General features: G+C 70.4%; 12 protein-coding genes. 5 read left to right on the forward strand and 7 right to left on the reverse strand.

Annotated elements, in window-relative coordinates; translation table 11 throughout:
• Positions 1-564, forward strand: coding sequence for a TetR/AcrR family transcriptional regulator (locus BN1701_RS18575; protein ID WP_054050555.1), 564 nt, complete (start codon positions 1-3; stop codon positions 562-564).
• On the opposite strand, the gene BN1701_RS18580 is transcribed toward BN1701_RS18575, so the two are convergent.
• The 4 genes from BN1701_RS18580 to BN1701_RS18595 form a co-directional block, all read right to left on the reverse strand.
• Positions 561-2,171: an alkaline phosphatase family protein gene (locus BN1701_RS18580; protein WP_054055966.1), complete on the reverse strand. Its 1,611-nt coding sequence runs from the start codon at positions 2,169-2,171 to the stop codon at positions 561-563. The two genes, BN1701_RS18575 and BN1701_RS18580, sit on opposite strands and share 4 nt — an antisense overlap.
• The gene (locus BN1701_RS18585; protein WP_054050557.1) at positions 2,168-3,772 is read right to left on the reverse strand and encodes an alkaline phosphatase family protein; all 1,605 of its coding nucleotides are present in this window, start codon (positions 3,770-3,772) and stop codon (positions 2,168-2,170) included. The genes BN1701_RS18580 and BN1701_RS18585 overlap by 4 nt, the downstream gene beginning before the upstream one ends.
• Positions 3,769-5,031: a glycosyltransferase gene (locus tag BN1701_RS18590; protein WP_231949646.1), complete on the reverse strand. Its 1,263-nt coding sequence runs from the start codon at positions 5,029-5,031 to the stop codon at positions 3,769-3,771. The genes BN1701_RS18585 and BN1701_RS18590 overlap by 4 nt, the downstream gene beginning before the upstream one ends.
• A 143-nt stretch (positions 5,032-5,174) precedes the next feature.
• On the reverse strand, positions 5,175-5,546 hold the full coding sequence (locus tag BN1701_RS18595; protein ID WP_054055968.1) for an SPW repeat protein: 372 nt from the start codon (positions 5,544-5,546) through the stop codon (positions 5,175-5,177).
• A gap of 182 nt (positions 5,547-5,728) precedes the next feature.
• Here BN1701_RS18595 and ccrA point away from each other — a divergent pair, with 182 nt between their 5' ends.
• Together ccrA and BN1701_RS18605 are read left to right on the forward strand one after the other, a co-directional pair.
• Positions 5,729-7,060, forward strand: a complete 1,332-nt coding sequence (ccrA, locus tag BN1701_RS18600; RefSeq protein ID WP_157368060.1) for a crotonyl-CoA carboxylase/reductase — start codon at positions 5,729-5,731, stop codon at positions 7,058-7,060.
• A gap of 83 nt (positions 7,061-7,143) precedes the next feature.
• The gene (locus BN1701_RS18605) at positions 7,144-8,361 is read left to right on the forward strand and encodes a chromosome segregation protein (protein ID WP_157368061.1); all 1,218 of its coding nucleotides are present in this window, start codon (positions 7,144-7,146) and stop codon (positions 8,359-8,361) included.
• A 60-nt stretch (positions 8,362-8,421) separates the two neighbouring features.
• Here the strand turns inward: BN1701_RS18605 and BN1701_RS18610 are convergent, their stop codons facing one another.
• Positions 8,422-8,856: a nucleoside deaminase gene (locus tag BN1701_RS18610; RefSeq protein ID WP_054050562.1), complete on the reverse strand. Its 435-nt coding sequence runs from the start codon at positions 8,854-8,856 to the stop codon at positions 8,422-8,424.
• Positions 8,857-8,967: 111 nt separating this feature from the next.
• On the opposite strand from BN1701_RS18610, the gene BN1701_RS18615 reads away from it, so the two are divergent.
• Both BN1701_RS18615 and BN1701_RS18620 read left to right on the forward strand, forming a co-directional pair.
• The gene (locus BN1701_RS18615; protein ID WP_054050564.1) at positions 8,968-9,420 is read left to right on the forward strand and encodes a universal stress protein; all 453 of its coding nucleotides are present in this window, start codon (positions 8,968-8,970) and stop codon (positions 9,418-9,420) included.
• The gene (locus BN1701_RS18620) at positions 9,417-10,445 is read left to right on the forward strand and encodes an adenylate/guanylate cyclase domain-containing protein (protein WP_054050565.1); all 1,029 of its coding nucleotides are present in this window, start codon (positions 9,417-9,419) and stop codon (positions 10,443-10,445) included. Before BN1701_RS18615 ends, BN1701_RS18620 begins: the two co-directional genes overlap by 4 nt.
• Here BN1701_RS18620 and BN1701_RS18625 read toward each other — a convergent pair.
• Both BN1701_RS18625 and BN1701_RS18630 read right to left on the reverse strand, forming a co-directional pair.
• The gene (locus tag BN1701_RS18625) at positions 10,442-11,188 is read right to left on the reverse strand and encodes an alpha/beta fold hydrolase (protein WP_054050567.1); all 747 of its coding nucleotides are present in this window, start codon (positions 11,186-11,188) and stop codon (positions 10,442-10,444) included. The two genes, BN1701_RS18620 and BN1701_RS18625, sit on opposite strands and share 4 nt — an antisense overlap.
• 4 nt (positions 11,189-11,192) lie before the next feature.
• Entirely contained in the window at positions 11,193-11,885 is a 693-nt protein-coding gene (locus tag BN1701_RS18630; protein WP_054050569.1) for a hypothetical protein, read from the reverse strand.
• Positions 11,886-11,934 lie beyond the last annotated feature (49 nt).

Here is an 11,934-nt window from a genome sequence, read left to right on the forward strand (position 1 = left end):
GTGCGAAAGAACGAGGACCGGCGCCGGGCGCTGGTGGACGCGGCCATCGATGTCCTGGCGGCCGAGGGAGCGCGTGGGCTGACATTCCGGGCAGTCGACACCGCGGCAGGCGTGCCCGCGGGCACCGCGTCGAACTACTTCCCCAGCCGCGACGAACTGCTGAACCAGGTCGGCGCCCATATCCACGTGCGGCTGGCACCCGACCCGGCGGTGGTCGCCAAGACTTTGGCGGCCCCGCGCGACCGCGCCGCCGTCGCGCGGTTCATGCACGACATCCTCGACCGGGTCACCGCCGACCGCGCGGGCTATCTCGCCCTGCTCGAACTGCGCCTGGAGGCCACCCGCCGACCCGACCTGCACCGCTCGTTCACCGCGACCATGCGGGGCCAGCTCGACGACAGCGTCGCGTTCCATGTCGACGCGGGCCTGCCCGGCGACCGCAGGACCGTCGAACTGCTCTACATCGCGATGACGGGCCTGATCGTGGAGTCCCTCACCCTGCCCGACATCCTGAGCGACGCGCGCACGCTCGTCGACGACCTGGTTGACCAGGTCGTCCCCTAACCAGTCTGCTCGACGAGGTTCTTGGCCCACGGCAGCGCGCGTCCGTCGACGTCGCCGGTCAGCTCGACGCCGAGCATCGCCGACAGGCTGGCGCCCAGGTCGACGACGTCGATGTCCGGCAGCCGGGCGCCCGGGGTGAAGGCGGGACCACTGGCCAGCAGCAAGCCGTCCGGCCGGTGGTCCCCGGTGCGCCAGTGAGTGTCGGGTCCGTGGACCATGCCGGTCTTGGGTGACCACACCGTCTCGATCGGGCCGCTGCGGCCCCAATCGATCAGCAGGTCGGGCAGGGTGTCGTCGGACTCGCGGTCGTAGTGGTCGGTCGTGCGGGCCACCGAGCGGACGACCGGTTCGCCGGTCACGACGTTGACCAGCGCGAGCAGGTCCTCGGTCAGCTGGTCGCACACCGACTCGAACTCGGCCCCCGGCCGCACCACACCGTGCGGCTCGCGGCCGACGACGTTGAGGCGGACACCGCCGTAGACGAAGTTGTTCGGGGAGAGGAAGTACCGCTGCCGGGCGCGCTGCTCGGCGGTGGCCCAGTTCGGCACCGCGGGCAGCGGCGACCGGGCGAAGCGCGCGCGCAACCGCGGCAGCGCCGCCTTCGTGACCCGGGAACGCAAGGCCGGAGGCAAGCCGTGGAACGCCCGTTTCGCCAGACGCATCAGTGCGCCGCCGCGCAAACCATCGGTCTGCACCTGGTCCAGCAGGCGCAGGATCTCGTGCAGCAGGTGGCAGCCCTCGTAGCGCGGACCCATGCCGTGGCTGAGCAGCACGAACACGGTCGTGTCCTGGCCTGCCAGCGCGAGGTGCTCGGCGACGGCGTGGTCGAGCCCGCGGTAGAGCGACCGGATCGGGTCCAGCTCGGCGGCGAGGGCGGGGTCGTACTGGCGGTGGGCCGGGTCGTGCAGGTGCCACTGCTGGTGGCCGATGCTGTGCGACTCGCCGTAGACGGTCAGGAACAGGTCCCAGTCGCCCTGCGCCAACAGGTGCGTCGACAGCTGGGTCTTCTGGCCGACACCCGCCACCAGACCATGGGTGAGGGCGCGTTCCTCGGCAGGGGTGCGGTGGTCGCCCTCGCGGTGGACGTAGTCGTCGGGCGCCCAGTCCCGCAGTACGTCCGGCTCGGCGGTCAGGATCGGGGTGAGGCCGAACCGCTCCTCGATCTCCTTGGCCAGCGGCTCCGGCGACGTGCGGAAACCGAAGTGCCGGTCGTGGCACGCGTACTCGCTGACCATCACCCCGTTGATCGGCTTGCCCGCACGGGTGTGCGGGACGTCCAGAACGGCGACGCGCTTGCCCGCGTCGGACAGCGTCTCCCAGAACGGGGTGCCGCGGATGTCGAGCGGACTCGTCAGCCTGCGCTCATAGGTCTTGGTGTCGACTTCCTCCCAGCAGTGGAAGCCGGTGCGCGCCGCGGTCCGCGCCGTGAACAAGCTGCTCCAGAGCGACCCGACGAACAACCCGTACGGGTTGCGGGTGGTCGCCGACGCACTGTGCCCCAAGAGCCGGGCGAACGTCGGCAGCTCACCATCTGCGACGAGCGCGCGAACCGTGTCGGGGTCACACGCGTCGAGGGCGACAACGAGGATCTTGGTCGAGTCACTCACGCTGAGACAGTCTGCCGCGCCCACGGCAGCGGCTGCCCGTCGACGTCCCCGGTCAGCCGCACGCCGCAGAGGGCCGCCAGGCTGGCACCGAGATCGACCACGTCGATGTTGCCGAGCCGGGCCCCCGGCTCGAAGCCGGGTCCCTTGGCCAGCAGCACGCCCTCCGGCCGGTGGTCGCCGGTGCGCCAGTGGGTGTCCGGCCGGTGCACGATGCCGGTCTTGGGTGACCACACCGTCTCGATGGGACCAGTCCGCACCCAGTCGATGAGCAGGTCGGGCAGGGTGTCGTCGGCCTCGCGGTCGTGGTGGTCGCTGGTGCGCGTCACCGCCCGGACCATCGGCTGCCCGTTCTCGACGTTCACCAGCGCGAGCAGGTCGTCGGTGAGCCTCGCGCACACCGACTCGTAGTCGGCGCCGGGTTTGACCAGGCCGTTGGGCTCCCGGCCGACCAGGTTGATCCGCACGCCGCCGTAGACGAAGTTGTTGGGGCACAGGTAGTAGCGCTGCCGGGACCGCTGCTCCGCGCTCGCCCAGTTGGGCACGGGCGGCAGCGGGTCGCGGGCGATCCGGCGGCGCAGCAGCGGCAGCGCGGCGGCGAGCAGCCCTGATCGGGCCGGGCGGGGCAAGGCCCCGAAGGCGCGCTTCGCCCAGCGCATCGGGGCGGCGCCGCGGATGCCGTCGTTCTGCACGCCGTCGAGCAGCCGGAGGATCTCGTGGAGCAGGTGGCTGCCTTCATACCGGGCGCCCATCCCGTGACTGAGCAGGACGAACACGGTGGTGTCCGGCCCGGCCTGCGCCAGATGTTCGCCGACGCCCCGGTCCAGTTCGCGGTAGACCGCGCGGACCGGGTCAAGTTCGGCGGCGAGTGTGCTGTCGTGCAGGCGGTGGCTGGGGTCGTGCAGGTGCCAGAGCTGGTGGCCGACGCTGTGGGCCTCGCCGTAGACGGTCAGGAACAAATCCCAGCCGCCCTGGCCCAGCAGGTGGGTGGACACCTCGGTCTTCATCGCCGCCCCGGTGACCAGCCCTTGAGTCAGTGTGCGTTCCTCATCGGGTGTCCTGTGGTCGCCCGCCCGGTACAGGTAGTCGTCGGGCGCCCAGTCGCGGACCACGTACGGGTCCGCGGTGAGAACCGGCGTGAGGCCGAACCGCTCCTCGATCTCCTTGGCCAGCGGCTCCGGCGACGTCCGGAACCCGAAGTGCCGGTCATGGGTGCCGTACTCCGACAGCACGACCCCGTTGACCGGTGCCTCCGCGCGGCTGTGCGGCACGTCCAGCACCGCGACCCGCTTGCCCGCGGCGGAGAGCGTCTCCCAGAACGGCACGCCACGGATCTCCAGCGGGCTGGTGAGCCTGCGCTCGTAGGTGTCGGTCTCGACCTCCTCCCAGCACGTGTAGCCGGTGCGCGCGGCGGACCGGGCGGTGAAGAAGCTGGTCCACACCGTGCCCTCGAAGATGCCGTGCGGGTTGACCGTCGCCGCGGTCGCGCAGGAGTCGAACAGCGCGCCGAGCACCGGCAGGTCACCGTCGGCGACCATCTCGCGGACCGTCGCCGGGTTGCAGGCGTCGAGCGCGACGACAAGAACCTTCGCTGGGTCGGTCACAGCTCCCCCTCGGCGTACTTGCGGCGGATCGCGGCCCGGTCGGCGTCATGGGTGGGGCCGTGGGACAGCCGGTCGGGCACGGACGTGGAGTAGTAGCACGCGACGACCGGGATGACCAGGGGGTCGGTGTCGGTGGTGAGCGCGCAGAGCAGATCCCAGTCGCCCATCTCCCGCAGCGACTCGTCGAACCGCGCCGCGGGCATGCCCGCGCGGTGGGCGAGCGCACCGATGTCGGTCAGGTTCTCCCGCAGCAGGGTCGCCCGGTCGTAGTCGCGCAGCATCAGCCGCGGCATCGACCCCTGGCCGCGCCGGTCGACCCGATCGATGTCGTCGATCAGGAACCCGCCGTAGGCGACCTCGACCGCGGGGTGCCCGTCGAAGGCCCAGGCCAGCGCTTTCAGCCAAAGCGGGTGCATGACGTTGTCGTCGTCGGCGTAGGTGACCACCTCGCCGGTGGCCACCGCCAGTCCGACGTTCCGCGCGGCGCACACTCCCCGGCCGGGCCCGGTGACCGCCCGGATCCGCGGGTCGCCGAACGACGCGAGCACCTCGGCGGTGTTGTCGGAGCTGGCGTCGTCGACGATGACGAGTTCCCAGTTCGGATAGGACTGCGCGAGGACCGACTCGACCGCGCGGGGCACCAGCGTGGCCCGGTTGCGGGTGGGCAGGATGATCGAGATGAGCGGCGCGGCCACGAGGTCGGCCTGACCCAACCACTGGGTGAACGCGGACACCGCCTGGGCGTTCTCCAACTCGGCGGTGCGCACGTGTAGTCCCTCAAGCGCCACGTCGTGACCGCTGAGCCAGTCGCTGAGCGCGTCGGGACGGGGCTCGACGGCGAGCACCCGCGCGTCCAGGCCCGCGACGGCCTGGTTGTGGTCGTCGAGCCACCGGTCGTGGTTCTCCAGCCAGCGAACATGGTCCTCGAGCGCACGGCCGTGGTCCTCGATCGCCCGCCCGTGGTCCTCGAGCCAGCGAGTCATGTGCTCCCGCGCGACGTGCAGCGGCTCGACGCCTTCGACCTTGGCGGTCAAGGCGGTGACCGCCGCACTGAGGCCGTCGTGGGACCGGCGGAGTTCGTCGGCGGTCTCCTCCGCGGCGGCCAACGCGGCGCGAAGGCGGTCGAGTTCGGTGGCCTGGGCCTCGACCACGGCGCGAAGTTCGTCGACACCACTGGGCTGGGCGAGCCTGCGTCGGCCACCTGACCCGTCGGTGGCGAGCGTGCCGAGGATGGCGGTGATCTGTCGGATGCGACCCACGCGCGCACCTTAGCGACCCGAGCACCCGATCGGGACGCAGGTCACCGACACCCGCTCAAGCGCTTCACCGTCTTCGACTTCTGAGTCCGCGCGAGTACCTGAGCCGGGCCCCTGCGGGGGTCCGGCTCGGCACATGTGGCCGACTAGTGGGATCCGGCCATCCGGCTGGCCGCTTGGGCCATCGGGAGGGCGGCGCCGCCTGCGACCACGGTCAGGGCACCGATGATCCAGGAGGACCACGCGATGCCGGTCATGTCGGTGTAGGTCATGACCCAGGGCGAAATGAACAGCAGGACACCTAGCACGATCTGCACGGCTTCACCCGCGACCATGCCGGGCATCGCGAGCGACACCAGGCCGTCGAGCGCGATCAGCGCGCCGAGTACGACCATGGTCCACATCGCGGCGTTGTCGGTGTCCATCCAGAGTGGAGACGCCATGGCGACGACACCGAGCAGTACCTCGGCCCAGTCGTATGGGCGGGTCCACGGTTTGACCGATCCGGACTCACTCATCCTCATCGAGACCACCTCCATCAGGGAGATCCCAAGGTCAATAGTCCGCTTCCACCGACTCGCAGGCAATATCACATTCGCACGATCGCGTGCCATCTCTCACATCGAGCGCATACGTTGGGTACTCGTAAGTAACATCTCGCCACCTGGGCGTTACGCCCCAATTCGCCGGGAGGTCCGCTGTGCAAAAGATCCTCGACGCCATTCAGGCCGACGAGCTCGACGCGATCGGCTCGTTGCCGGTCCCTGACTCCTACAAGGGGGTCACCGTGCACGCCGACGAAGTGGCGATGTTCGAGGGTCTCGATTCACGCGACAAGGACCCGCGAAAGTCGCTGCACCTCGACGACGTGCCGACGCCTGAGCTGGGACCCGGCGAAGCCCTGGTCGCGGTGATGGCCAGCGCCATCAACTACAACACCGTGTGGACCTCGATCTTCGAGCCGGTCTCGACGTTCAAGTTCCTGGAGCGCTACGGCCGCATGTCGCCGCTGTCCAAGCGCCACGACCTGCCCTACCACGTGGTCGGCTCCGACCTGGCGGGCGTCGTGCTGCGCACCGGCCCGGGCGTGCACAACTGGAAGCCCGGTGACGAGGTCGTCGCGCACTGTCTCAACGTCGAGCTCGAAGGCCCCGACGGCCACAACGACACGATGCTCGACACCGAGCAGCGGATCTGGGGCTTCGAGACCAACTTCGGCGGCCTCGCCGAGATCGCGCTGGTCAAGTCCAACCAGCTCATGCCCAAGCCCAAGCACCTGACCTGGGAGGAAGCCGCCTCCCCCGGCCTGGTGAACTCCACGGCCTACCGCCAGCTCGTCTCGAGCAACGGCGCTGGCATGAAGCAGGGCGACGTCGTGCTGATCTGGGGCGCCTCCGGCGGCCTTGGCTCCTACGCCACCCAGTTCGCCCTCAACGGCGGCGCGATCCCGGTGTGCGTGGTCTCCAGCCAGGAGAAGGCCGACATCTGCCGCAAGATGGGCGCCGAGCTGATCATCGACCGCAGCGCCGAGGGCTTCAAGTTCTGGAAGGACGAGAACACCCAGGACCCGCGCGAGTGGCAGCGCCTCGGCGCGAAGATCCGGGAGCTGACCGGCGGCGAGGACCCGGACATCGTGTTCGAGCACCCGGGCCGGGAGACCTTCGGCGCGTCGGTGTACGTCACCCGCAAGGGCGGCACCATCGTGACCTGCGCGTCGACCTCGGGCTTCATGCACCAGTACGACAACCGGTACCTGTGGATGAACCTCAAGCGGATCGTCGGCTCGCACTTCGCGAACTACCGCGAGTCGTGGGAGGCCAACCGCCTCATCGCCAAGGGCCTGGTCCACCCGACCCTGTCGAAGGTGTACGCGCTGGGCGACACCGGCCAGGCCGCGCTCGACGTGCACCGCAACGCCCACCAGGGCAAGGTCGGCGTGCTGTGCCTGGCGCCGGAGGAAGGCCTCGGCGTGCGCGACCACGAGATGCGGGCCAAGCACCTCGACGCCATCAACCGATTCCGCGGCGTGTGACCTGATCACCGGCAAGGACAACTTCACTGTGGGAATCCGCTACTTGTCGTCGGTGGCGTAACTCAGACAGGTAGCGTGACCCCATGGGTTTGGGCGAGGAACGCGATCTCGTGCCGTTGGGTGCCGGTTTCGACATCACCAAGCGGGGCTACAGCCGCGCACAGGTCGAAGAGCACCTGGAACGGCTCGACGCGGAATTGCAGCTGTTGCACGCCGACCGGAACGCGGCGGTCTCGCAGGCCGCCGATCTCGCCAAGCAGCTCGAACGCGGGCGCTCCGAGATCGACGACCTGCGCGGCCAGGTCGAACGGCTGTCACTGCCGCCGACCACGCTGGAAGGTCTGAGCGAGCGTCTGCAGCGCATGCTCCGCCTCGCCCAGGATGAGGCAACGGAGACCAGGGCTCGGGCCGAGGCCGAGGCCGGACACATCCGGTCCAAGGCCGAGGCCGAGTCCCTGGTTCTCAAACAGCGCTACGAGAACCTGATCGCCGACCTCGACAAGCGCCGCGCCGAGATGGAAGCCGAACACGCGGGCGTCGTGGAGAAGGCCCGCAAGGACGCCGAACAGACGGTGGCCGCCGCCCGCACGGAGGCCGCCCGTTTGGAGGCCGAGTCCGAGCAGCGCCGCACCACCGTCGAAGAAGACTTCGAGATGGCCATGGCCTCCCGCCGCACCGAGTCGATGCGCGCGCTGGCCGAGCAGGAAGCCACCAGCAAGTCCGAGGCCGAACGCCGCGTGCGGGAGGCCACGGAAGAGGCCAACCGCCGCCGCCACGACGCGATGACCGAGTCGACGGCCCGCCTCCAGGAGGCCACCACCGAGGCCCACCGCCGCGTGCGGGAGGCCACGGAGGAATCGAACCGACGCATCACCCACGCCGCTCAGCGGGTCGCGGCCCTGCGGCAGCTGCGTTCGCGGGTCGCGGATCAGCTCCACGCCGCCCGCGATCTCATCGCCGACGCACACGTGCAGCTGGCGGACGCGGCGCCGATCCTCGACCCGCTGCCGGAGGAACGCGCGCCGAAGACGATCGACGGCACGCCTTCCGACGACTCGCCGACCAAGATGATGAAGCCGGTGGGCCCACCCAGGGAGAGCTGGGAGGACGCCGAGCCTGAGGCCCCGGCCACGAAGCCCGCCGCCGCGGTCCAGGCGGCGCCCGCTCCCAAGGCCACCCCGGCGCCCGCGGCCAAGGCGATCCCGGCCCCGGCGGCCAAGGCTCAGCCCGCGCCGAAGCCCGAACCCAGCGGCGACCAGACCCAGCGCCTGGCGATCCCGCAGAACACCGGCCGAAAATAGCCAGTCCGCGTCTTTGAACGATGGTCCTGGTCGGGCCGCGATGATGACTGCCGCGAATAGCTAGTCGGCGACCTCGCCGATGTCCTCGAACCACAGGTCGGGTCGGGCCGCGATGAAGTCGGTCATCAGCCCGACGCATTCGGGGTCGTCCAGGACCGTGATCGAAACGCCGTTCTCGGCGAGCCACTCGTGCCCGCCGAAGAACGTGCGTGCCTCGCCGATCACCACCGACGTGATGCCGAACTGCCGCACCAACCCGCTGCAGTACCAGCACGGCGACAGCGTGGTGACCATCGTGGTGCCCCGATAGGACGCCCGGCGTCCCGCGTCGCGGAACGCCGCGGTTTCGCCGTGGACCGAGGGATCGCCGTCCTGGACACGTCGGTTGTGCCCGCGTCCCCACAGCGAGCCGTCCGGCCCGAACAAGGCCGCCCCGATCGGGATTCCGCCCGTCGCGAGCCCGGTTCGCGCTTCCGCCACAGCCACCGCGAGCATCTTTGTCACGTCCACCACGTGGATTCTGCGCCCTCGCGCGTCCGGTAGGCGAGTTGGTCGTTGACCTGGTTAGGTCTACCGACAGGTAGGAAACTCCAGGAGGACATCGGCATGGCCGCCTATAAGACCGTGGTCGTCGGTACCGACGGCTCGGATTCCTCGTACCGCGCCGTTGACCGGGCCGCGGCGATCGCCGCGGACACCGGGGCGACACTGGTGATCGCGTGCGCGTTCCAGCCCGCCAGCGAGCGGTCGGTCGAGCGCGCCCAGGACACCCTCGGCGACGACGTCGCCTACCAGGTCGTCGGCTCGAACCCGGCCGAGGAGTCGGTGCGCACCGCCGCCGAGCGCGCGGCCAAGGCGGGTGCCACCAAGGTGGAGACCGTGGTGGTCGACGGTGACCCGGTGCCCTCACTGACCAAGATCGTCATCGACCGGTCGGCCGACCTGCTCGTGGTCGGCAACCGGGGTCTCAACACGCTCGCGGGCCGGATTCTGGGCTCGGTGCCGTCGGAGGCCGCCCGCAAGTCGCACGTCGACGTGCTCATCGTCCACACGACGTGACCGACGAGCTCGACGCCGCCCAGCGGCGCGTGGAACAGGTTCTGCTGGGCGGCGACCGGCTCTACACCCGCCAAGAGGCCTCCGACAAGGCGGGCGTGCCACTGACCCGCGCGGAGAGCCTGTGGCGGGCCCTCGGGTTCGCCACCGTCCCGAACGAGGCGGTGGTCTTCACCGACGCCGACGTCGAGGCCTTGCGTACCACCGACGAGCTGATGTCGGCGGGCATCCTCGAACCGGAGCTGACCATCGCCACCGCGCGGATGCTGGGCCAGCACCTGTCCCGGCTCGCGGAGTGGCAGGTCGACATCCTGCGTGACGTGCTGATCGCCAACCCCGAGCTGGCCGCCGACGAACGCCAGCTCGGCCGTTTCATCGAGCGGCTGGTGCCCGCGCTCGAACGCATCCAGAACCACGCCTGGCGCAGGCACCTGACCGCCTACGCGGGCCGCGCCCTGGCCACCTCCGGCGAGGAACTGGTCTCACGCAACGAGGTGGTGGGCTTCGCCGACATGGTCGGTTTCACCACGTTCACGCGCCGCTCGAACGAGGCCCAGCTGGTGTCGGTGGTCGACAAGTTCGACTCGCTCACCGCCGGGGTGGTCGCCGACAACCGCGGCCGGATCGTCAAGATGCTGGGCGACGAGGTCATGTTCGTCGCCGACAGCCCCGCCCAGGGCGCCGAGATCGCCCTGACGATGCTGGAGCGCGCCGAAGCCGACCCGGACCTGCCATTGCTGCGCGCCGGCCTGGCCTACGGCTACGTCGTGAACCGCTTCGGCGACGTCTACGGCTCGGTGGTCAACATCGCCGCCCGGCTGACGTCGGTGGCCCGGCCGGGAACGGTGATGGTCAGCCGCGAATTGGCCGATGAGCTGGCCAACCTCGGCCCGTACACTGTACGGAACCGCAGGCCGGTGTCGGTCCGCGGCTTCAGCAGGCTGCGGCTGGCGGTGCTGCGCCGGTCGGACGAGGAAGTGCCGAGCATCCCGCTGGTGCCCGACACCCCCCGGCGCAAGCGGCGCTAGGAACGGTCGGCCAGCCAGGGCGTCACGGCGTCGAGGAAGGCCTCCGGGACCTCGATCGAGGGCATGTGACCCGAGCCGGGCAGGACCTTGAGTTCGCCGCCGGTCTGGTCGGCCAGATCCTGGGCCAGGGTCACCGGCATCAGCTTGTCCAGCTCACCGTGCACGATCAGCGCGGGCACCCCGGCCGCGCGCAGCGTGTCGGCCGAATCCGGCCGACCGGCCATCGCGCGCGAGGCCCACGCGACGGTAGCGGGGTCCTGGGCCTCGATCTGCGCGCGCACGTGGTCGGCTTTGTCCTGGTCGGCGATGAGGAGCGGCAGCATCGTGTCGGCGAACCAGGGCGCGATGCCCTCGCGATCGGCGCGATCGGCCACGGCCAGGCGGTTGGCCTTGGCCTCGGCGGTGTCGGCGGTGGACTTGGTGTCGATCAGCAGCAGCCCGGACACCCGCTCCGGCGCGGCGCGCAGCGTGGCCATGGTGACGTATCCGCCCATTGAGCAGCCGCCCACCACCGCGCGGTCGATGCCCAGGTCGTCGAGCAGGTCGATCACGTCGCGGCCCAGCGCCGCCAGCGACGGATCGGCGGCGCCGAGGCTGCTCTGGCCGAAGCCCCGCAGGTCCGGGGTGATCAGCCGGACGACGTCGGACAGGCCATCGCGGACCGGGTCCCACATGCGCGAGTCGAACGGGAACGCGTGCAGCAGGACGAGCGGGATGCCGGAGCCGGTGTCGGTGAGGTGCACGGGCTCATTCTGGCAACCGGAAGCGGACCTCGCGGACCCGCCGCACCGCGTCGGGACCGGCCAGCTCAGCCCGGGAGTCCGGATTGTCCAGATAGAACGTGAGGGTGTGCAGGACGACGAGCTGATCGACGTCGAGCGAGCGCATCGGCAGCGCGCACGTGACGTCCTTGCCGAACCTCGCGGCGACCTTGCGCATCCGGACGTTGGCCGCGTCGCTCTGGCGGGAGACGACGCCGACGTAGTTGTGGCTCAGCCCGGTGTTGGCGCGGCCGATCCGCAGGCCGAGCGGACGGATCTCGGTGATGTCGTCCCACGCCAGCCGCACCGCCGGGTGCACCCAGTTGATCACCACGTGGTCCGGCGTCAGCAGGATGCCGGTGGTCCGCGGCTTGCGGCGCAGCGCGAACACGCCCGCGGCGAGCAGGAGCAGCGCGAGGACGCCAAGGACGCCACCACCGAGAGACGTGGGCATCCCCCCGCGCACGATCAGGAACGCGGCGAGCCCGCCGAAGACGAGCCCGAGGATGACGAGCACCACGCCCGCGGCGACCCTGGCCTGTCTGGAGGGCAGCAGCAGTCCCCCGCCACCTTCCTCCTCCACGGTCGCCACCTTGCCGTCAGGGACCCCCGACGAGTGCACGGTGCCGTCGGGGGCACGCCAAGGCTGCGGACACGAGAGCGCACGGTCGCTGTCCATGGCTCCATCCAATCGTTTCCGGCACCCGAATTTCCAGCGACCGGGCCGG

Source organism: Alloactinosynnema sp. L-07 (assembly GCF_900070365.1).
In the GTDB taxonomy this organism is placed as follows: domain Bacteria; phylum Actinomycetota; class Actinomycetes; order Mycobacteriales; family Pseudonocardiaceae; genus Actinokineospora.